At 48.1% G+C, this 22,029-nt stretch carries 21 protein-coding genes; 16 read left to right on the top strand and 5 right to left on the bottom strand.

All coding sequences use genetic code 11. The annotated features are described in order from the left end of the window. Positions 1 to 51: 51 nt before the first annotated feature. Positions 52 to 285 (top strand): InlB B-repeat-containing protein, encoded by a 234-nt coding sequence (locus tag AB7D94_RS02205; protein ID WP_420264063.1) that lies wholly within the window; start codon positions 52 to 54, stop codon positions 283 to 285. Positions 286 to 442: 157 nt separating this feature from the next. On the opposite strand, the gene AB7D94_RS02200 is transcribed toward AB7D94_RS02205, so the two are convergent. Next, positions 443 to 946: a hypothetical protein gene (locus AB7D94_RS02200; protein ID WP_420264062.1), complete on the bottom strand. Its 504-nt coding sequence runs from the start codon at positions 944 to 946 to the stop codon at positions 443 to 445. Positions 947 to 1,065: 119 nt separating this feature from the next. On the opposite strand from AB7D94_RS02200, the gene ychF reads away from it, so the two are divergent. The 12 genes from ychF to AB7D94_RS02140 all read left to right on the top strand — a co-directional run bounded on the left by ychF (position 1,066) and on the right by AB7D94_RS02140 (position 16,153). Continuing rightward, a complete protein-coding gene (ychF, locus tag AB7D94_RS02195) occupies positions 1,066 to 2,145 on the top strand; it encodes a redox-regulated ATPase YchF (protein ID WP_420264061.1) in 1,080 nt (359 codons plus the stop codon). Between the two features lie 112 nt (positions 2,146 to 2,257). After that, on the top strand, positions 2,258 to 3,454 hold the full coding sequence (gene glgA, locus AB7D94_RS02190; RefSeq protein ID WP_420264060.1) for a glycogen synthase: 1,197 nt from the start codon (positions 2,258 to 2,260) through the stop codon (positions 3,452 to 3,454). A gap of 57 nt (positions 3,455 to 3,511) precedes the next feature. Further along, positions 3,512 to 5,509: an alpha-1,4-glucan--maltose-1-phosphate maltosyltransferase gene (locus AB7D94_RS02185; protein WP_420264059.1), complete on the top strand. Its 1,998-nt coding sequence runs from the start codon at positions 3,512 to 3,514 to the stop codon at positions 5,507 to 5,509. Positions 5,510 to 5,645: 136 nt separating this feature from the next. Beyond that, a complete protein-coding gene (locus AB7D94_RS02180) occupies positions 5,646 to 6,386 on the top strand; it encodes an ABC transporter permease (RefSeq protein WP_420264058.1) in 741 nt (246 codons plus the stop codon). 24 nt (positions 6,387 to 6,410) lie between these two features. Next, entirely contained in the window at positions 6,411 to 7,742 is a 1,332-nt protein-coding gene (locus tag AB7D94_RS02175; protein WP_420264057.1) for an ABC transporter ATP-binding protein, read from the top strand. Between the two features lie 391 nt (positions 7,743 to 8,133). After that, the gene (locus AB7D94_RS02170; RefSeq protein ID WP_420264056.1) at positions 8,134 to 10,491 is read left to right on the top strand and encodes an ATPase, T2SS/T4P/T4SS family; all 2,358 of its coding nucleotides are present in this window, start codon (positions 8,134 to 8,136) and stop codon (positions 10,489 to 10,491) included. A 39-nt stretch (positions 10,492 to 10,530) separates the two neighbouring features. Continuing rightward, positions 10,531 to 11,010, top strand: a complete 480-nt coding sequence (locus tag AB7D94_RS02165) for a chemotaxis protein CheX (protein WP_420264055.1) — start codon at positions 10,531 to 10,533, stop codon at positions 11,008 to 11,010. Between the two features lie 31 nt (positions 11,011 to 11,041). After that, on the top strand, positions 11,042 to 11,689 hold the full coding sequence (locus AB7D94_RS02160) for a YkgJ family cysteine cluster protein (protein ID WP_420264054.1): 648 nt from the start codon (positions 11,042 to 11,044) through the stop codon (positions 11,687 to 11,689). Beyond that, positions 11,690 to 12,625, top strand: a complete 936-nt coding sequence (locus AB7D94_RS02155) for an AEC family transporter (RefSeq protein ID WP_420264053.1) — start codon at positions 11,690 to 11,692, stop codon at positions 12,623 to 12,625. It abuts the gene before it with no gap. Positions 12,626 to 12,731: 106 nt separating this feature from the next. Continuing rightward, the gene (locus AB7D94_RS02150) at positions 12,732 to 13,949 is read left to right on the top strand and encodes a cyclic di-GMP phosphodiesterase (protein ID WP_420264052.1); all 1,218 of its coding nucleotides are present in this window, start codon (positions 12,732 to 12,734) and stop codon (positions 13,947 to 13,949) included. Positions 13,950 to 14,040: 91 nt separating this feature from the next. Further along, positions 14,041 to 14,448: a response regulator gene (locus tag AB7D94_RS02145; protein WP_420264051.1), complete on the top strand. Its 408-nt coding sequence runs from the start codon at positions 14,041 to 14,043 to the stop codon at positions 14,446 to 14,448. 85 nt (positions 14,449 to 14,533) lie between these two features. Continuing rightward, a complete protein-coding gene (locus tag AB7D94_RS02140; protein WP_420264050.1) occupies positions 14,534 to 16,153 on the top strand; it encodes a sensor histidine kinase in 1,620 nt (539 codons plus the stop codon). A 114-nt stretch (positions 16,154 to 16,267) separates the two neighbouring features. Here the strand turns inward: AB7D94_RS02140 and AB7D94_RS02135 are convergent, their stop codons facing one another. The 4 genes from AB7D94_RS02135 to AB7D94_RS02120 form a co-directional block, all read right to left on the bottom strand. Next, the gene (locus tag AB7D94_RS02135; protein WP_420264049.1) at positions 16,268 to 16,897 is read right to left on the bottom strand and encodes a class I SAM-dependent methyltransferase; all 630 of its coding nucleotides are present in this window, start codon (positions 16,895 to 16,897) and stop codon (positions 16,268 to 16,270) included. A gap of 180 nt (positions 16,898 to 17,077) precedes the next feature. After that, positions 17,078 to 17,878 carry an ABC transporter permease gene (locus AB7D94_RS02130; protein ID WP_420264048.1) on the bottom strand — a complete coding sequence of 267 codons (801 nt, stop codon included), beginning with the start codon at positions 17,876 to 17,878 and terminating at the stop codon, positions 17,078 to 17,080. Further along, the gene (locus tag AB7D94_RS02125) at positions 17,862 to 18,794 is read right to left on the bottom strand and encodes an ABC transporter ATP-binding protein (protein WP_420264047.1); all 933 of its coding nucleotides are present in this window, start codon (positions 18,792 to 18,794) and stop codon (positions 17,862 to 17,864) included. Before AB7D94_RS02125 ends, AB7D94_RS02130 begins: the two co-directional genes overlap by 17 nt. A gap of 7 nt (positions 18,795 to 18,801) precedes the next feature. Beyond that, positions 18,802 to 19,200 (bottom strand): DUF5618 family protein, encoded by a 399-nt coding sequence (locus AB7D94_RS02120; RefSeq protein ID WP_420264046.1) that lies wholly within the window; start codon positions 19,198 to 19,200, stop codon positions 18,802 to 18,804. Between the two features lie 159 nt (positions 19,201 to 19,359). Here AB7D94_RS02120 and AB7D94_RS02115 point away from each other — a divergent pair, with 159 nt between their 5' ends. From AB7D94_RS02115 to AB7D94_RS02105, 3 genes are all read left to right on the top strand, one after another. After that, positions 19,360 to 21,165: a phosphoenolpyruvate carboxykinase (ATP) gene (locus AB7D94_RS02115; RefSeq protein WP_420264045.1), complete on the top strand. Its 1,806-nt coding sequence runs from the start codon at positions 19,360 to 19,362 to the stop codon at positions 21,163 to 21,165. Between the two features lie 233 nt (positions 21,166 to 21,398). Next, positions 21,399 to 21,656 (top strand): hypothetical protein, encoded by a 258-nt coding sequence (locus AB7D94_RS02110; protein WP_420264043.1) that lies wholly within the window; start codon positions 21,399 to 21,401, stop codon positions 21,654 to 21,656. Continuing rightward, positions 21,637 to 21,903, top strand: a complete 267-nt coding sequence (locus tag AB7D94_RS02105; RefSeq protein ID WP_420264042.1) for a type II toxin-antitoxin system RelE/ParE family toxin — start codon at positions 21,637 to 21,639, stop codon at positions 21,901 to 21,903. Before AB7D94_RS02110 ends, AB7D94_RS02105 begins: the two co-directional genes overlap by 20 nt. Positions 21,904 to 22,029: the final 126 nt, after the last annotated feature.

Below are 22,029 nucleotides of genomic sequence, written 5' to 3'. Positions count from 1 at the left end.
CATAAATACGCTAATCACTGATTATTAATGCACATATGATTTAAAAATAGAATAACGCTTACGGCAACCGCTGCTTCCGGTTCTACTTTTACGAGTTGGCCAGGTTGCGATTCGTCAAGCAGTAACTCTTGCAGCGTTACGATTGTCTCGGTTAAATCTGTAACGGCGGTTTTTACGGCGTCAGGGTCTTTGGAGTATTTAAAACCGCCTCTGCCGCAATTGACGCAATCTATAACCAATATGTTTCATTCTTTGGGACAAAATCCAGAGTTATACTTACTCTGACGTCCGGCTCAACCACATACTATGTCCAATGGTTTACCAATGGCACCGCCCTTGTGGCATGGACAGATGGAACTATGTATTCTTATTCTAGTGGTAAGAATTGAGTTGATTGGCAGTGGCGGCCTGAGTGCCGTCATTGGCTTTATCATCTGATGATTTACAACAGCCCTGCACGTTTCAATACGTCCTTTATTTCGGAATGCTTAACGTCTAAATCCCTTAACGCCCTTTCCATTTTATCTCCCCTTTCCTCAAGTTCCTTGTTTTTTCTAACAGCCGGGGCGAGGGCTGTGCGTCTGTCCCATATGACCGTTGTCATCAAAACGCCCATTCCACCAAAAAGAATGCCAAAGCCCCACAGCATGAATGTCATCATCTGGTCAAATTTCTTGTCCATGTCCAACTTCAGAATATCCATTCTTCTCTCAAGGTTGTCCATTCTCTTGTCAAGGCCATCCATCCTCTTATCAAGGCCATCCATCCTCTTATCAAGACCATCCATCCTCTTATCAATGCCGTCCATTCTCCTGTCAACGCCATCCATCCTTGCCTCAATCCTTATGAGCCGGTCTCTGTCGTCCTGCGTAAAAGGGATTTCCCTCGCGCCGACAGACGCACTGATAAACAGTAACAGTATTAATGCCGCAATAACAGCCTTCATAATTGTATTATATCAGCGCTCCGACAGATATTTCAATGAGGATGGGTTTGACTTTTACCCGTGGACTGTTGCTATCATAGTGATGGTTGCTGTAATGACTGAGAAAAGGAGAAATCGAATTGAAGATTGCCATAACCGGACTTTCAAACTCCGGTAAGACTACCGTGTTTAACGCCCTTACGGGCAAAGACGCTCAGACCTCCATATATCCGTCGTCCATGGAGGAGCCGCATGTCGGCTCAGTCAGGGTCAACGACAAACGCGTTGAAACTCTGTCAGGTATGTATAAACCGAAAAAGACCACCTACGCGGCGATTGTCTATACGGACTTCCAGGGGCTTACAAAAGGCGACGCCGCACACAACAGAAAGGTCTTTGAGTTCATCAGGGACGCCGACGCCATCGTTGAGGTCGTCAGGGCATTCAAAGACGACGCCGTTGTTCATCCTGACAACTCCATAGACCCGGTCAGAGACGCCTCAAATCTTGAGTCCGAACTCCTGCTCTATGACCTTGAACTGGTGGAAAAACGCCTCGGACGTATGGCCGAGTCCGCAAAACGCGGGAAGCGCCCCGATGAAATGGAAAAGAAGATACTTGAGAAATGCAAAGAGACGCTCTATAAAGAAATCCCGCTAAGAAAAACCCCTTTTACGGCAGAGGAACAAAAGGCTATGGTGCACCTGCAGTTTATATCCATAAAGCCTAAGATTATAGTAATAAACGTGTCCGAAGAGGCAATAGGCAATACTCAGCCGCTGATAGAGGAAATAGCGGCACGGCTGCACTTCGACAAAAACGCTGTCATAAGCCTCTCAGGGAAGATTGAAATGGAAATAGCGCAACTGCCCCCCGGCGAGGCGGAGTCTTTTCTCAAGGATATGGGCATAGAGCAGCCCGCCCTGGATAAAGTCGTAAACAAGGGATATGAACTACTGGGACTACTCACGTTTCTAACCGTTGGGGAAGATGAGGTGCGGGCGTGGACAATAACGAAGGGAATGACAGCCCTTGAGGCCGCGGGGAAGATTCATTCGGACATAGAGAGGGGTTTTATAAGGGCGGAGGTCGTGGCCTATGGCGATTTTATTGCCAGCGGGACGATGGCGGAGGTAAAAAAGTCGGGACTGGCGCGCCTGGAAGGTAAGAACTATATCGTCGCAGACGGCGATATAATAAATTTTCGATTTAATGTGTGACAGTGTGCAATATTTTTTTGCCAAAACACAGTGTTTTCGGCTATAATCAGCGAATGATAGAATCGGCGGGGAGACGCCGCCCAAAGAGGCTCCCCTGTCAAAGGAGAGGGCAGTGAAGACGCTAATTTTAACAAATGAATATCCGCCCAATATATACGGCGGTGCCGGTGTACATGTCGAATATCTCACGCGTGAGATGTCAAAGTTGATTGATGTGGAGGTGCGATGTTTTGGAAACCAATCAGTTGACGAAAAGTCGCTTAAGGTCAGGGGCTATAGCATTGATCAAAAAATGGTCGAAGACAGTGAGGAAAAGCTGCAATCCCTTTTCTCCGCCCTGTATAATTGCATAACCTTTAACGCCAGGCCAACCCATGCCAATGTAGTGCACTGCCATACGTGGTACACCCATTTTGGCGGTATTATGGCGAAAAAGTCCTACGGGATTCCATTGGTAATAACTACCCACTCGCTTGAGCCTCTGCGCCCATGGAAGACAGAGCAGCTTGGGCTTGGATATGACGCATCTATGTGGGTGGAAAAGACCGCCATTGAGATGGCAGACTCAATTATCGCCGTCTCACAGGGGATGAAAAAAGACATCATTGAGTTTTTCGATGTTGACGCCGATAAGATAGCAGTCATATATAATGGCATAGACACGCAGGAGTACAGTCCCGTCGAATCAAAAGACGCACTGGTGGAATATGGTATTAACCCCGACAAGCCATACGTCCTTTTTGTTGGCAGGATAACGCGTCAAAAGGGGATTATTCATCTTGTCAACGCCATCAGGCACATTGACGGCGAGGCGCAGATAGTCCTTTGCGCCGGGCAACCCGATACCCCTGAGATAAAGGATGAGATGGAAGAGGGCATAAGGAAAATCAAAAGGGACAATGTCGTCTGGATACAGAAGATGGTCTCTAAGAAAGAGGCAATTCAGTTGTATACGCATGCGTCAGTGTTTTGTTGTCCGTCTATATATGAACCCTTTGGAATCATAAACCTTGAGGCGATGGCGTGTTCAACGCCTGTTGTGGCAAGCGCCGTAGGTGGTATAGTTGAGATAATAGAAGATGGACAGACAGGTTATCTGGTCAAGTTTGACCAGCATAAGGTAAGCCCATTTGAGCCGGTTAACCCCGAAGAGTTCTCAAAAGACCTCGCCGTAAAGATTAATAAGCTCCTGTCTGACAAACATCTGGCACAGGAGATGGGGCGAAAGGGAAGGCTACGGGCGGAAAAATACTTTAGTTGGAAGGCCATAGCGGCTGAAGTGGTAGATTTATACGGGAAGCTGGTTTAACAAATGCTGGTTAAATATATGATGCGATTGAATTCAGGTATTTAGGAGAGGTGTCAGGTGCTTAATAAGCCGTTTGTCATAAAAGACATAGTACCATGCGTTGACGGAGGGAGGTATCCCATAAAAAGAGAGGTTGGAGATGTCCTCACCATTAGGGCAACGGTCTTCAGAGATGGCCACGATATAACCAGGGCCGTGCTGAAGTATAAAGAGAAATACTCCGGCGATACGTCGTGGGAGTGCGTGGATATGGTGTCGGTTAATCACGGCCTCGACCTGTGGGAGGGCAGTTTTGCCCTTGAGAAAAATACCCGCTATCTGTACACAATAGAGGCATATACGGATGTCTTTTCCTCATGGCTGAAGGACACGATGAAGAAATTTGAGGCAGGGCAGGATGTGAAAAGCGAACTGGCCGAGGGCGTTATTCTGATTGACAGCGTCATCGGGCATATCACATCTGAAGAGGAAAAGAGATATTTTGCCGATGTCGTGGAAATGGTAAAGAAAAAGAAAATGGCTGGAGATAAACTCAGGATAATGTCTGACCCTCTTCTGATGGATATCATCAAAAGATATGCCGTGCGTGCGGATTTAACGGTGTATGAGCCGTATCTTGAGGCCATTGCGGACAGGGAAAGGGCGCGCTATGCCGCATGGTATGAATTTTTCCCGCGCTCCGCGGGTAAAGACCCGTCAAGGAGCGCGACATTTAAGGAGTGTCAGGATAGGCTTCCGGCGATAAAGGAAATGGGGTTTGATGTCGTCTATCTGCCTCCCATTCATCCCATCGGGAAGACTAAGCGCAAAGGCCCGAACAACTCACTCACGGCCGGCCCTGATGACCCCGGCTCTCCATACGCAATAGGAAACGCCGGAGGCGGGCACATGGCGGTTGAGCCAGGGCTTGGGACGATTGAAGATTTCGGGGAGTTCGAAAAGGCGTGCAGGGCGCTTGATATGGAAATAGCCCTCGACTTTGCAATCAACTGTTCCCCCGACCATCCATACGTGAAAGAGCATCCGGAGTGGTTTTTTAAGCGCCCTGACGGCTCAATCAAATACGCTGAGAATCCACCTAAGAAATATGAAGACATATACCCGCTGAACTTCTATGCGCCTGACGGGGCATGGAAGGCGTTATGGGAAGAGATGAGACTTATCCTCACCTTCTGGATAGAAAAGGGCGTGAGGATATTCAGGGTGGATAATCCACACACGAAACCAATTCCGTTTTGGGACTGGCTGATAAGCGAGTTACAGAGGCAGTATCCCGATGTAATTTTTCTGGCTGAGGCATTTACAAGGCCCCCTGTGATGAGGGCACTGGCGGCGGTTGGGTTTACACAGTCTTATACGTACTTCACGTGGAGAAATTTTAAGGGAGAGATAATAGACTACTTCACCGAGTTGACACAGTCTGAGGCGAAGGAGTATATGCGTGGAAATCTCTTTGCCAACACCCCCGACATACTGCCCCAGATTCTTCAGATAGGAGGCAGGGCGGCCTTTAAGATGAGATTTGTCCTTGCCGCCACACTCTCCTCCGTCTATGGCATATACAGCGGCTATGAGCTCTGCGAAGCCAACGCGATAGAGGGAAAAGAGGAGTACCTGAACTCCGAGAAATACGAATTTAAGGTATGGGATTGGGACAGGCCAAACAATATAACAGACTTCATCATACTGATAAATCGAATCAGGCGCGAAAACCCGGCCCTTCACCATTACAAGAATCTCCGCTTTTTCCGCGCTGACAACGAAAATATCTTATTTTATGGAAAGGCCTCATCAGATGGTAAAAACATTATCCTTGTCGTTGCAAATCTTGACCCGTTTCAGACTCATAACTCAATGGTATATATACCTCTGCAGAGCCTCGGCATAGGACACGACGAGACCTATGAGCTTCAGAACCTGATAAACGGCGAACGTTTGTTATGCAAGGGCGAGGAGTTTTTCGTGACGCTTAATCCGGACTGGGAGCCTGCCTTTGTCTTCAGGCTTGACAGGTGGACGCACAAGGAGGAGAAATTTGACTACTTTGCTATGTAGCATGGCGTTTCCCGTGAAAACTGGAAACTTGAATCGGGGTTAATCAGGCATTGTATTGTTTTGAATCATGAATGTTCTCAGGCTTATAACTGTCAATTGCATTGATTTGTATAGAAACAGAGCTATACTCATCGAGTTGGCAAGAAGGGATTTTAAGTCCAAATATCTGGGGTCTTTTCTGGGTGTTTTATGGGCTTTTGTCAACCCCGCGGTCTATATAGCGATCTTGTGGTTTGTCTTTCAGATGGGTTTTAAGGCAAGGCCGACAGACGATTTCCCCTTTATCTTGTGGCTGATGCCCGGTATAATAGCGTGGTTTTTTATCTCTGATAGCATATCGGGAGCGACACATTCTATACTGGATTACAGTTTTTTGGTCAAAAAGGTTGTCTTCAGGGTAAGTGTTCTGCCCATTGTGAAAATCATTTCCGCCCTCTACGTACATATGTTTTTCCTTCTCTTTTTGTTTGTTGTGTTTTTGCTGCACGGACATGGATTTTCAATTTATTCGCTGCAAGTGCTATATTACCTTTTCGCGTCGCTTATGCTTGTGCTGGGGATTTCATGGATAACGTCGTCTGTGGCGATTTTCTTCAGAGACGCCTCGCAGGTAGTGGCTATGGGGCTGCAGTTTGGTTTTTGGCTAACGCCGGTGTTTTGGTCAATTAAGTCTGTGCCGCCGAAATATATGTTTCTGCTACAGCTCAATCCACTGTATTATATAGTTGACGGCTACAGGAACAGTTTCGTATATAAGATATGGTTTTGGGAAACCCCCCTGTTGACGCTGTATTATTGGTTTGTCACAGGGCTGGTAATGGTCGCCGGGTTAAAGTTATTTCGTAAGATGAGGCCACACTTTGCAGATATGCTTTAAAGATATAGGACGAGGGACCAGGCCGTGGAGATAAATACTGGCAGAGACCGCGGCGGTGTGCCTACCGGTGGAGACGCCGTTATTGAGGCCGTTGACCTGACAAAGGTCTACAAACTCTATAAACGCGCGATAGACAGGTTGAAGGAGGCCGTAAACCCTTTCAAAAAGCAATACCATGAGGATTTCTACGCCCTGAGGGATGTTAGTTTTAAGGCCATTAAAGGCCGGACAGTTGGAATAATAGGGAAAAATGGAGCGGGGAAATCCACCCTTCTGCAAATATTGACGGGGGTGTTGACGCCAACAAGCGGTATGTTAACCAAGTCCGGCAGACTCTCCGCCTTGCTTGAGCTTGGCGCCGGGTTCAATCCCGAACTCACCGGCATAGAAAATATCTATTTTAACGGCACAATAATGGGCTACACCCGCGCCGAGATAGACGAAAGGCTCGGGGAAATAATATCCTTTGCCGACATCGGGGAGTTCATTTACCAACCCGTTAAGTCCTTCTCAAGCGGGATGTTCGTAAGGCTGGCGTTTGCCGTCTCTGTTAGTGTTGACCCTGATATCTTAATAATTGATGAGGCGCTGAGTGTGGGGGACATAAGATTTCAAATCAAGTGTTTCCGCAAAATAACCGACTTCAAAAACAGCGGCAAGTGCATAATCCTTGTTTCACACGACATCGGGGCGATAAAAAGGCTCTGCGACAGTGTTATTTGGCTTCGTGACGGGCAGGTTTATTTAACCGGCGAACCCGAATATGTGTGCAAAGAGTATATGTCATACATGTTTTACGACGGCTCTACTACCGAGAATAAATACACCCTGGCCCCGGAGTCAACCGCCTCAGGCGACACCATAGAATGGGAGGACGTCAGAGGATATGCCTCCTTTGGCGAAGGTGGGGCGGAGATTCGGCGCGTCATCATGATCTCGTGCGAAACAAACCGCAGGATTAATATATTAAGGGGCGGCGAAAGGGTTAAATTCCTTGTCGAGGCGGATATAAAAGGCAATATTGTAAGCCCCGGTTGCGGCATCACGTTAAAAGACAACTACGGCACGTACATTTTTACAATAAATAACTACATATACAACGTCCAAATAGAACCATTTACTGACACCCTCAAGCTGCACGTAGAGTTTGAGTTTTACTTTCCAACTCTGAAATCAGGCAACTATTCGTTTTCTGTATCCATATCTGACGGCACTGTGGAAAGCCACATCCAAAACCACTGGATACACGAGGCCTATGTTGTCCAACTGATAAACAGCGATATAAAGTATAACATGGGCTGCATTTTGATAATAGAGAACGTTGCTATAAAGGTGAATACCGATAGGCTGGAATGACAGTGCCGCAGGGCAAACGCATTAGAGAAATAAAGCAGAGATTGCCTGTGCAATCATTCCGGCTTGTCGCTTTCCGTCATTCCGGCTTGTCTGGAATCTTCCCTTTAGCGGGAGTTTCATGATGATTGTGCATATTCTGAGGCATAAGGACAGATTCCGGACAAGCCGGAATGACAAAAATAAGGGAGGCAATTTCTAATGCGTTTGCCTTGGGTAGTGCCGTGCAAAAGCGGCAATTTCGGGCGGCGTTGTATTAGCATAAACAAGTTATTGTAAAGAGATGAGGCTCCGGTTCGCTGAGAATCTCATCATCACCATATAGGCAGTTATTGCCGTTTTCGGTAGATATTCCTGAGTTGCAAACGGCACGAGGTGGGCTATAGAAACTGTAATGAAAGCCAAGTTTGACCGGCAGGCGGCGGTACTTGCGAAGCTCGGTGAGGCCCTGCTGAAGGCCGACGCTATCACTGAGGCTGAGCTGGATTTAGCCCTGACCGAACAAAAGCGGACAGGGCACAAGCTCGGCAAGATACTCATGGACAATGGCTATGCCACCGAGATGGAGATTGTCAATGCCCTTGCCGACAACATGGGGCTTGAGTATATAAGCCTGCAGGAAGCCAACATAGAGGAGGCCGCCATTAAGGCGGTGCCTCTGAAACTTGTAGAGAAACACCTTGTTATGCCCGTCAATTTCGAAGGCACCAGGATAACCATAGCGATGTCCGACCCGCTTGACCTTGGGGCAATCAGCGATTTGGAGTTTGTCACGGGGAAAAAGGTGCGCCCGGTAGTCACAACATTGGCTGAGATCAGGAGGGCAACTCAACATTATTACCACAACAAAAAGCCCAAAAGACTTGGAGAGATACTCCTTGACGCCAAAACCCTTTCAACAGAGCAGCTTGATGCCTGTCTTACAAATCAAAAGGCGAGCAAGAAAAAGCTTGGTGACATTATTGTACAGATGGGCTTTTCCACAGAGACCGAAATTGCGCGCGCTCTGTCCTCACAGCTTAATCTGCCATATGTTGACCTGTCCAAAGTGGCCATAAAAGCCTCGGCCACAGGCTTAATAGACAAGGATTTTGCGCTGAAACATTCTATTATGCCGATAAGCGCCACAACCCGGTTGATGCAAATAGCCATGGTCAATCCTATGGATATAGATTCCATAAGAGAAGTCAAGTATATGGTTAACAGAGATGTTGACATCGTCATCTCCACTGCAACCGCTATAGAGAGCGCCATCAATAAATATTACACCAGTGAAGGCGCAAGACCCGATAAGGTTGATTATAGCGATATGAAGGACATCTTCGATGCGGTAAGTGATGACATAAGCAGCCTTGAAGTAACCACCGAACGAATTGAGGTCTCCGGCTCAGAGGCTAACAGACTGATAAAAGACAGTGAATCCACCCCGATTGTCCAATTTGTAAATAAGACAATTTTCGGCGCTATTAAGACCAAGGCAAGCGACATACACATGGAGCCTAGTGAGACAGGCTTCCGCGTACGCCTGCGCGTAGATGGAATAATGGCCGGTTTTACTCAGATTGCAAAGTCCCTCGCGCCATCGGTAACATCAAGGATAAAGGTCATGGCCAAGATGGATATATCCGAAAGGCGCATTCCACAAGACGGCGGGATAAAGATAAAGGTGGACGGCAAGGGGGTTGATCTCAGGGTTTCCACGTTGCCTACGCAATTTGGCGAAAAGATTGTTATCAGGGTGCTTGATCAGTCGGCGTCAAATTTATCGCTGCTTGATATAGGATTGGCCGACAAGGATTACCAGATGCTGTTGGAAATGATAGAAAAACCGCAGGGACTTGTGATTGTTACAGGGCCTACCGGAAGTGGAAAAAGCACGACGCTCTACTCCTCATTGTATCACCTGACGAACGACAGAAATAACATCGTCACGCTTGAAAACCCGGTGGAATATAATATGAAGGGCGCTAATCAGGTCAATATAAACGAAAAGGCAGGTCTTACATTTGCGGCGGCCCTGAGGTCGGTGCTGAGGCAGGACCCTGACATCATAATGTTAGGAGAGATGCGAGACCCTGAGACCGCCGAAATAGCCATTCAGGCCTCAATAACAGGCCACCTTGTGATAAGCACCCTGCATACGACCACAGCCGTTTCGGCAATAACCAGGCTCAGGGGTATGAATGTCAAGACCCACTTTATCGCGTCATCTCTGAATGGAATCGTTGCCCAGCGCCTTGTCAGAAAACTTTGCCCCAAGTGTAAGCAGTCTTACAGGCCGACAATGGAAGAGCTTATAGTGTTGGGATTAAGCGGGGAGTACATAAGCAACGACGTCAAGTTCTTTCAGCCTAAGGGATGTGACGACTGCGGTGGCCGTGGATACAGGGGGCGCGTGGGGATTTATGAAATCGTACCGGCCTCGGCGAAAGTCAGAAAACTCATCTATGAGGACGCCGGAGAAAACGAGGTAACCCACGCCGCCAGAGAGGCCGGTATGACCTCTATCATTGAGGATGGACTTAAGAAGGTGATGATGGGGACGACATCCCTGGATGAGGTACTGAGGGTGACGTCCAACATAGCAAGCTCCGAGATAATCCTATGCCACAGTTGTATGGCGCCGTTGAATGCCGATTTCGTCTTTTGCCCGTTTTGCACCATACCGTTGAAACACAAGTGTCCTAAGTGCAGAAAGCAAAGAAATAGTGACTGGAGGTCTTGTCCTTACTGTAATGAGGTGTTTAGTTGATTCACTTATTAAAAAATGCGTGTTAAAGGAGATTTACAGATGAACCTTGAATTCATTGACCCGTTTATAAAGTCAACACTGAACGTCCTTCAGATTATGGCTCAGACTGACGCCACACCCGGGCAGCCCGTTGTAAAAAGCGACCACAAGGCCAACGGTGACGTAACCGGCATTATCGGTATGATTGGGGAACAGGCCAAAGTTTCCCTCTCGATAACGTTTACCGCGCCGGCCATCCTCTCAATAACCAGCAATATGCTCGGAGAGACGATTGAAGTATTGGATGAGACAGCGTTTGACGCCGTTGGTGAGATTACGAATATGATTACAGGAGGGTCAAAAAAACTCCTCGCGGAAAAGGGATATAAGTTCGACCTTTCAAGCCCATCTGTAATCGCGGGGAAAGACCATATAATCATACATCAGTTGAAGGCCCCCATCGTGATAATCCCATTTTCCACAGACGCGGGGGATTTTTTCTTAGAGATTTGCAGCCTTTGTCTTTATGACTGTGGATAATTTGGCGGCTGACAGCACGCAGGGCGGTACTATGCGGGCAAAGAGGCCCCCGTGGCGGTGCAGATTCCCTGAGAGCGAACAGCGGCTGCCGTGGCTTTCTATGCTGCTTGATGCCTGTGCGATTATAGACAAGGGTACCGCCCATGCCATACAGAAGGAGATTAAAAGGCATAAGGCCCGCCTTGCGTGTAAAAATAACTGCGGCAACTGCTGCCGTACCCATACAGACATCCCCGTATATCCACACGAGATGGCCGGTATCTACTGGTACGCGGCCGAACAGATGGATCAGGCCGTGCGAGCAGTCCTGCGAGGGCGGATTCTTACGCCGCCAACTGACGCCTCATGTCCTTTTCTCATTGACGCCTCATGTTCCATTCACCCGATTCGTCCGGCGGCCTGCAGGCAGTTCAATGTCTTTAACAAACCGTGCGATGTGGGCGAAGATCCGTTTTTCACCCGAAGGGCAGACGTCCTGACCCCAATTCGGGAATATACAGACAAGGCCTTTTACACTGTTCTGCCTTTTTATGGGGTAACCGGCGAGGCCGAGAAAAACAAGGCTATAGAGAGTAAGATAATCCACACGCAGGCAAAAAATCTAAAATCCCTCAAGTGGCTGGCCATTGTCAAGGCTATGGATGATTTCGACAGCCGCCGCGGCAGCCGGAACAAATAGGTGCACCTTACACTGCTATCCTTTGGCCTGATTATTTTAGCCGGCATTGTCTTCAGGCGTTTAAATGCTGAATCAGGCGACGCGGTAAGGAATGCGATAAATCTCTGTGTCTTTGACGTCTTTATGCCGGCGCTGTGTCTGACAGTGTTTTACAAGTCAAAGGTGGACCTCGAGGCGGTGCTCGTTCCCCTTAATGCCGCTGTCACTATCTGCGCCTCTCTGGCTGTGGCCTTTTTGGTCTATCTCCCTCTTTCTAAGCGCATGGGGCTTGGCGGCGGTGATACCGGCATTCTTATCATCACAGCGGCCTTTGGCAACGTTACATTTCTTGGCCTTCCAATCATTACTGAACTCTATGGGGTGGGCGCGGCGAAATATCCGATTTACTATGACCTTCTTGCCACAACACCAATTCTGTGGCTTGTCGGGGCGCAAATAGCGGCCAGGTTTGCCCCGCGTACCGGCAGTGCGGCGGTCACAGTGGGTGATTCCCTTAAGATGATTGCGCTGCTTCCCCCGTTGTGGGGATGCCTTGCCGGGGCGGTGCTTCAGGCCGCTCATGTCCCAATACCGGAGTTCGTGCTAAAGGCCCTTACGATGCTTGGCGGGCTTGTCACGCCGCTGATGATTTTCAGCATAGGGCTTGCCATCACCGTCCCTAATGTTAAATTCGCCGCTGTTTCAGCCCCCGCCGCCCTGATTAAATTAGTCGTTTCGCCGCTTGTGGGGTTTGCCGCCGCACGGTTTTTGGGGGTTTCGGGGATTGCGCTAAAGTCGTGCGTCATTGAAGGGGCTATGCCTGCGATGGTAGTGACTTTACTTATCGCTGATAAGTTTAAGCTCAACGCGCCGCTTGCCGCCTTTATGATTGTTGCCACAACGGCGCTGTCTTTTGCCGTGCTTCCGATAGCCGCGTCTATTATTTCGGGCATATAATTTCCTTGAATTAGTTTCTCATATGTGTTAGTATAAACGCAATACTCTGAATATGGATGGGTCGTATTCCTGTTGTGTTATGTTTTCAGGTGTGTGCCAGGAGGTCATGTTGATCAAGAGAGTTCGAGTCAACCAGCTTCAGCCGGGGATGTTTATTTGCGATCTTAACTGTAACTGGATAGAGCATAATTTTTTCTTCAGTAAGTTTAAAATAAACGCCGGTGATATACAAAAAATCACTGACATGGGGATTAAAGAGGTCTCCATTGATACGTCAAAGGGTCTTGATGTTGTCTCAGCCCCATCCGAAGAGAAAGTCAGACATGAGATTGATGTCAAATTTATGAAGCAGGCCGAGGGTTTAGGGGAACCCATACGTGAAGTTCCATTAGTGGAAGAGATAAGAAAGGCCAATGTTATCAGAGCTGAGGCCAAGCTGACCATCAAAAATGTCCTTGCGGACGTAAGGCTTGGCAATCAGGTAAGAATTGACCAGGTGCAGGATGTAGTCCCCAAGATGACTGATTCCATTTTCAGGAACAAGGACGCCCTGCTTGGGCTAAGCAGAATAAAAACCATGGATGAGTATCTCTTTTTCCACTCCGTTAGCGCTTGTGTCCTGCTGGTATCCCTCAGCCATGCCCTCAACATAACCCGGGAGCAGATTAACGAAATAGGTATTGGTGCCCTCTTACATGACATAGGCAAGGTGAAGGTGCATCCAGATATCCTCAACAAACCGGGAAAGCTGACTGACGAGGAGTTTGCCAAGATGAAGGACCACGTCACTTTAGGCTATGACATCCTTAAGGGTACCGCCGGTATACCCGAAGCGGCCCTCCTGGTTACCCATCAACACCATGAGCGATTCGACGGCAGCGGTTACCCGAACAAATTAAAAGGAAATAAGCTCTCGCTTTATGGACAAATGGCCTCCATTGTTGATGTTTACGACGCCCTTACGTCAGACAGGTGCTACCATAAGGGGATGGAATCTACCGACGCGCTGAGAAAGATATTTGAATGGAGCCAGTTCCATTTCGATCCGGTGATTGTGCAGCACTTCATCAGGTGTGTCGGCGTTTACCCGATAGGCACCTTGGTCAGGCTTGACAACCAGCGGCTTGCGGTAGTTATAGAATCCGGGAAAGAAAATCTTACAAAGCCTAAGGTACGGGTTATGTATGAGATTAAAAGCCGGAGTTTTTTAAAGCCCTATGACGTGGACTTAGCCAAGCCCAAGGCGCCATGCAACATAGTCTCATGGGAACCCCCCGCCGATTATGACATAAACCCATTCGAATATACAGACTTGTTGATTTAGTAACCCGCCAGGAGCAAGCAACCCCGACAGAGAGAATGTCTCCGGTATTTTTTTTCTTGACAACACCTGCGTCTTTAAGGTAGTGTTTACGATGGCAGATGGCAAGTTTGAAGTGCTCCTTCTGGACGATGAGCCGATCGTTGGTAAGCGTCTGCGGCCTGCGCTGTTGAAATTAGGCTGCGAGGTCGAGGTCTTTGAAAGCCCCCAAAAGGCGATAAGGCGAATAGACGAGAAGGAATTTGACGTGGTAGTCACGGACATTCGCATGGACGAAATAGACGGCATAGAGGTGCTGGAGCATGTAATGGATAAATCAAGGCGGACGAAGGTAATCATGATAACAGGTTATGCCATGATGGAGCTTGCGCGGCAGGCTATGGAAAAGGGTGCCTTTGATTTCATTGCAAAACCGTTTAAGCCGGAAGACCTGCGAATGGTAATAGTAAAGGCGGCAGAAGCACTGGGCGTGAAATTAACCCACACTCAGGAACCTCATTAACCCATAGAGATGACAGTCATTCGTGGCAGGCTCTTCAAATGATTAATGAATTGGGGGGAGGGGTGGCCGGTGTTAAATAATTGCGGTGTTTAATAATTGCGTAGATAAATGGTACAAATGTGCGCTAACCCGGCTTAAGCGCGTCCTTGATGACGCGATAGAAAAGCAGACCATCCGTGAAAGCGCCGCAGATGATGAGCTTCCGGACGAGGCCATAAAAAAACCCAATAGAATACGCTTTACAATCAAGGCACATGTCTACATCGGTTTTGTGTTTGCCTTTGTAATAGCCTTTTCCATAGGCATAGCCCTTGTTGCCACACTTCTTCTGATGGACAGGAGTTTGGAGGTCGTAGAGGTCTCCAATAAGTATGTCTATCACACCTTTGAGGCCCGCAACTACGAGAAGGATTTTCTTATCAATGGCACCGGCCTGAAGGAGGGTATCCAAAATATAAGGGCGTTGAAAGACCTGTTCTTAGAGCACTATGGCGAGATAAAGAAGATGGTGGGAAGTACTGACCTGCTGTTGAAGATTGATAAATACGGCAAGCTCCTCGAAACCCTTGACGACCTTCAGGCCAGCAACGCCTCGTCCCCGGAAATATCTGCCAAACGGGCACAAATAAAAGATGACCTTCAGGCCCTCGGCGGTGAAATGGTAACGGTGGCGAAGGAATTAATGAGAAAAGAGCGTGATTCACTGGATAAGACAATGCTCTTATTCAGGGTGGTTCATATCTACGCGCTGGTATTTTTAATCTTTTTTATCGCCTTTATTTTGCATCTTTTGGGTTACAGGGTATTAAGGACACTAAACAGTTTTATGGTATATATGAGCCAGATATCCTCAGGCAGACAGTCAAATTTTCAGTCATCCCGATTGTACAGGGACGAGTTTTCGGATTTATCCGGCGTGCTTGACCAGTTGGTCAAGGAATACGACAGGCAGCAGACCATAATTTCTCAATCCCACAAGCTTCGCGCGGTGGGTACGTTGACCGCGGGAATTGCCCACGAGCTTAACAACCCGATTAATAATATGACCCTTACAGCGCATATGCTCCTTGAGGATTACCATGAGCTGTCCGATGACGAGTGTCTTGAGATGATAAAAGACCTGATTGACGAGGCAGGCAGGGCGCGTCTTATCGTGCGCAACCTGCTTGACTTTGCGCGCGAGAGCGAGAGCATAATGGAGCCTATTGCCATAGGGGATGTGCTGGAGGAGACATTAAAGATATCCGGAAGCCAGGTAAAACTTGCCGGCGTGAACATAGAACTAAAGATAGCCCAGAATCTCCCGCGCATACACGGCGACAGGCATCAGCTTCAACAGGTGTTTCTGAACCTGCTCTTAAATGCCCTCGACGTAACGCTCAAAGGCGGACATTTAAAGATAGAGGTGGGTATGGCCGACGAGGATAACTTTGTAGCCGTGAAAATAACCGACTTCGGACAGGGAATCCCCGACCACATCCTCCATCACATATTCGACCCGTTTTTCACTACGAAGACCAAGGGAAAGGGCACGGGGCTTGGCCTTTCGGTGTCTCAGGGGATAATCGCAAAGCACGGCGGGCATATCACTGTAAGCACGAAGCAACGGCGCGGTACGACCTTCACAGTGAAACTCCCCATCACCACCATTCCGGCAGACCTGAGCCGCTATACTGACACTCAGACCCTGCTGCGCAATCAATAACGGAGCATTACCGGAGTACTGAGGCCGCCAACGGCGGCAGCCCAAACGCAATAGACAAAACGTGGCGAGATTTACGGGGTGAAGGGGGGGTTACCCCCCCTTCGTCGTTAATCCTTATTTCCTGACACTGGCACCGTGTATAAAATGAGACAGAAATTCGGGAATGATTCCAAAGCGCAACCGGTCACGGTTGATGTCTTTGATATGAAAACCGGCGCAGATGATGGCGGATTCGATGTCTCTGTTGAGATGGCATCCGCAGAAAATAGTCCTTGTTACCGGGGTCAGGAGATTCTGAAAACTCCTGTCTATCAGATTGGACGCCGCCACGTGTTCAAGAAAATGGAAGGCACCGCCAGGCTTGATAACGCGGTAGATTTCCTTCAAAACCTCTCTCAGGGAGCTAACGCTGCAGAGCGTCATGGTGGATACCACGGCGTCAAATGAGCGGTCACTAAATGAAAGTGACTCGGCACTGCCCTGTTCAAAGGAAATGGGTATGGCTGCGCCTGAGACAAATCGTTTGGCGCGTCCAATCATACCCATGCTTGGCTCAAGCGCGGTAATGGATTTTACCTCAGGGGGATAAAACGGTGTGTTATGCCCGATACCGAAACCTATTTCGAGCACATCGCCGCTGAGGCCACTAAGTGTATCGCGGCGGAGATTCCTTACGATTTCATTTGAAGACTCACCTGCCTTTTCCAAAAACCACGGGAAAAAGTGCTCACAATATAGACTCATATTTGCCACCTCTTATGATTTATCCCATAACGACTCACATTTACTTCTACAAATATATCAAGTGCTCAATCAGCCCCTGATTATAGCATAAACCCCAAAAAAGCGGTTGCCCAAATAAGCGGTTGACGAGGAAATCATTCAAAGAATATCCACATATGGTTGGGTATTATCAAATGAACATCAATCAATCAGCCGCCCGCGCAGTCTCTTTAGTGCCAGGTATCCAAACAGCGCGATAAACGCGGTAATGTAAAGGACATCAAATAATAACGCCACCCGCAACTCTCCCAGACAAAGGGCGCGAGCGAGCCTCACAGGGTGTGTAAGAGGCAGCGCCTCAGCCGCGTATCTCAACGGTTGCGGCAGCTCACCTACCGGAAATACCACACCGGATAGAAAAAACATCGGCGAGAGAAACCCCGTAAAATAAAAATTAAAAAAACTTATCGTCTTCACAAATGATGTGACCAGAAGCGATAGCGACGCAAACATCAGCCCCGTAATAAAACCTATAAACGGCGTTATCAGCCCACCGGGAAGCGGGATAATCCCAAACGGCACTGCCACAACAACCACCGCAAAGGCAAAGAAAAATCCCTTTGTCCCCGCCCACAACATCTCCCCTATTATCAGATTGTTCACGCTTAGGGGCGCCGCCAACATGCCGTCATACACCTTGTTGAACTCTATATTGATAAACGTGCCAAACGTACACTCAAACGACGCCGTCATCATCGCCGTTGTAATAGGCAGCCCCATGGCAAGAAATCCGACATATGGCACATTCCCAAAACTTGGCACATACTTGCCCAACCCCAACCCTATGCCTGCCAGAAATATCAACGGCTCAAGAAACGGCGGAAGCCCGTTGCTTAACAAGTTGCTGCGGTAAACGCGCATGTGGCGGTACCATACCGAATAAAGCCTCATCATCAGGGATGGATATGCCCTGATGCCATCGCTGTTATGAGAGGTCGTCAAGCGCCCTCCCTGTGGCCTTAATAAACAGGTCCTCAAGATTGCCCGCCCTGAGGAAATAATCCCCCGGCTCAAGCCGCGCGGCAATCTCGTTCAGCTTGTCAATGTGGTTGCTGTATATGTGCAGGGTCTCTTTTGACAGGTCTGCCCTTATCAATGGGGAATTCAGATACCCCTTGATTCTATCCTCGTGCTCTTTGTTTACGATGTCAAGGACGTATTTCTCTATGCTTTGGTCAAGCAGCTCTCGTGGCCGGCCTTCTATTACTTTCTCCCCCTTGTGCATGATTATCAGGTTATCGCAAAGTTGAAAGGCCTCTTCCATGTAGTGAGTGGACAGGAGCATGGTGATACCGTTTTTTTTCATTAGCCTGAGAGTATCCCATATCATGTGGCGCACCTGAGGGTCGAGGCCGGTTGTGGGTTCGTCGAGTATCAGGATTTTCGGGTCATTAAGAAGGGCGCGGGCTATTATCAGCCGCCTTCTCATCCCCCCTGATAGCTCCCTTATCTTTGAGCGCTTCTTGTCTGTCAATTCCATCGTTTCAAGCAGACGTTCGATGGCAGTCTTTGCGGCGTTGCCCGAAAGGCCGTAGAACTTCGCAAACAGCGACAGGTTCTGGTAAACATTGAGTTCGCCGTCGAGGTTGTCGTCCTGGGGGACAACGCCAAGGCATTGCCTGACATTAAGCGGATCGTACTGCGGGTCAAACCCAAGTACGTCAATTACGCCCTCCGGTGAGGCGTCTCTCTCCGCCTTTCCATACACCATGGCCATCATAGTAGTCTTGCCGGCGCCGTTTGGGCCGAGCAGCCCAAAACACTCGGCCTGTCTTACAACAAACGACAGGCCGTTTACCGCCCTGGTCTTGCCATACGATTTATGGACATTTTGAACGCTAATGGCGAAGGGCTGCATTAAAAGGTTAATTCAGGAGCTTCTTAATAAAGTCGTCAGCAGCTTTGATTTCATCTTTGACCGTGCTTACGTTACGAAGCAAACCCCTGTAATAACCAGCTATATGCAGAGAGTCATAGAGGATTTCAAAACTCCTCAAAAGTTTACCATTATTGACGGCCAGGTGCTTTTGCAGAGCGGCTCTGTAAGCGTCCACGGACTTAGGCAGTTGTTTAACGGTTAATCCCTTTTTTATCAGGGCTTCGTTAATGGCTTCCAGTACGGCAAGATAAGCCGTGCCAAAGGCCTCCCGAACCGGCTTCTTGTCTATATAGGCATTACCTTCAATGGAAGCGGCTTTCAGCAATTCTTTGGCGTTTTCCATGTACCGGAACGCTTCGCCCGGGACGTGTGTTTGCTTAGGCATTTTTCATTACCTCCATGCTTTAATTGTAAACCTTTCAGGTTATCTGTGTCAATACGAATAGTGCGTGTGCCATGCGTGTTTGCGCTTACAATTATCTGCCTGATTAGGCTATAATAGCGGCTGCCTGTATATAATGTTAAATAAACAAGGAAGGTAACGATGGTATCTGATTTCCCGGACGGGTCTCTGGCCCAAAAGAAGCCGTATGCAATTACGCGTGGCAAGGTCATCTTCGACTTTTCCCTTATGTACTGCGACACACCCGCAAAGCTCCTTCAGAGCGAGCTATTTACCGCGATTCTCAAGGGGTTTATTCAACGCATAGAGACCAAACAAAGCAGGGTCTTTCAATTCCTTACAGAGAATGTCCCACTGAGAAGGCGGGAATCGCTTACCAAATACATGACCGGCCTGTTTCGCCTCCTTGCCAGCCATACGGCCTCAGAGATTATCATTATGAACAGCCAGTACTACGACGTGCTGTCAGACACGGAGTACCTCCTTGAGTTTATCGAAGAGCTTTATAACTACTGGCGGCATTTTGAGAGATTTATGTATATTGAGGCACCTAAACGCTCCCATTATACCAAACAAGGGATTCACCACGCCCAGTTCATCAAGCTGCATGTTGAACTAAAGACAATCGTCCTCGATACATACAGACACGTCAGGGAAAACCTGCTTGGCATCAATCCACGCGTTTACAGGCAGCTTCCGGCGGGGGCAAACATGGGTATACTGCTTGAGAAAATAGACTGGAAATGCCCCGATGGCCTCAGCTTTGTCAGAGATGTAGCCTTTATTCGCCTTGCGATTATGGAGTCCCCGTTGATTTTATACCCTAAGATGAACACACGCAAAGGGGCGTTTAAAGAGATATTCGACCTGAAAGAGGACATGCTGCTGCTTATCCCTGAGCAGTGGATGTGCTATCCGGCAAAGATTGGGACGCTTACTGCGTTTATATATTTTCACAGGGATTTCATATCCCAGGGGTTGTCGCTGTGCAATCTCTTTGAAATCGCCGAGTATGAAGACATTGAGGACAAGGCCCCTGATATTATGATGTTTGCCGGCCTTAAGAATATTGATTTCTCTGATGAGACCGTCTTCTATGAGGACAACAAGACGGGTATTCTTATTGGTATGATCAGGCATGGCGAGGACATAGACTACTTCGGATATTTCAAGAAACTGCCGCTTACCCTTCACAACATAGTGATGTTGGAGCGGGGGCGGCTGCCGCTGCACGGGGCAATGACCTCCCTGACAGTAAAATCAGGCACAACCGCCGGTGTTGTAATCGTAGGGGACAGCGGGGCCGGGAAGTCCGAGACCCTTGAGGCACTAAGGACGCTGGCCGATGAGCACATACGCGATCTTAAATTCATCTTCGACGATATGGGCTCCCTGAACTTCGACGCTGAGAAGGGAATCGCTGGCTATGGCACAGAAATAGGCGCGTTTGTCAGGCTTGATGACTTGCAGCCCGGCTATGCCTACGCTGAGATAGACCGGAGTATCTTTATGAGTCCTGATAAGACAAACGCCCGCCTCATCATCCCAATAACCACGTACTACGATATCACGCGCGGCTACAAGGTTAACGTTGTCCTGTATGCCAATAACTACGAACAGGTGGACGAGACACACCCGGTCATAGAGTTTTTCACCTCGCCAGAAGATGCACTTGCGGTCTTTAGAAACGGTGCCAGATACGCTAAAGGAACGACAGACGAAAAAGGCATCGTAAACACATACTTTGCCAATCCATTCGGTGCCCCTCAGCGAAGAGAAGTCCACGAGGAACTCGCCATCAAATATTTTAATGCGATGTTCAGTCTTGGTATAAAAGTCGGGCAGATCAGGACAAGGCTTGGCGTTGCAGGCTACGGGCAGGAAGGTCCGCGCGCGGCGGCGATGGAACTGTTTGAGGTTATTAAGGGGCTGAAAAGCACGGAGTGATTGGTGGCGGGAAGTCATCATACCAAAACGTGAAGTACGTATCCTAGTTTTGTCTGATGTTGGCCTTACCCGCCCTCAGTAAACATACGGGTTTACAGGCATTCATCAGGGGGAAACTAGACAAAAGGATTCATTTTGTCTAGTTTCCCCCTTAGCCGCTGTATTTCAACAATCTCATCTGCTGTGCGCTGTATGTAGTTGCCTTTTTACTCTTTCCATGATATACTTTTAATATGAGTGAAACAATGATTGGCAATAACCATGACATTGAGCGTATCAACGAAATGCTGAAAGACCTTTCGCCTGAGACTATTACAGCGGTCATTGCCTTTATAGCGTACCATGCAGACAGAGAGCGTAGGCATAATGAGTTTGTTGCAGAGACGCTGGCCGCTGAACAAGAGCCTGACTCTATAATTTGTGATACAGCAGAGGAAGTGATGGAAGCGATAAGGAATTGGACAGAGGAAGGTGCCGAAGTTAATTCCTAAAAACAGCTTTTTACGGCAGTCAGCGAAAATAACAAAAAAATTGCCGTCATTAGAGACTAAAATCTTAAAGGCATTGCGTCTTCTGCATGAGGATTCTTTCTCTCCGTCTTTAAAAACGCATAAGCTGTCAGGCAATCTCAATGATAAATATGCCTGTTCTGTGAGTGATGATATTCGTATTGTATTCACAATATCAGACGACACAATTCACCTACTCAACATAGGCTCTCACGACGAGGTGTATTGATTGAGTTGATTTAGCATATATTGACCATCAGCATATTCAATAAGACGTGATTATGACGCACGGCAAATATTTTTTCACTTACGCACTCTTGCCGAGAAAACACCTCCACCTAATCCCAAATGAAAT

Source organism: Candidatus Magnetominusculus dajiuhuensis (assembly GCF_046044395.1).
GTDB lineage: Bacteria > Nitrospirota > Thermodesulfovibrionia > Thermodesulfovibrionales > Magnetobacteriaceae > Magnetominusculus > Magnetominusculus dajiuhuensis.
Note: the sequence above shows the minus strand (reverse complement) of the source record. Positions and strands in the feature narration are given on the sequence as shown.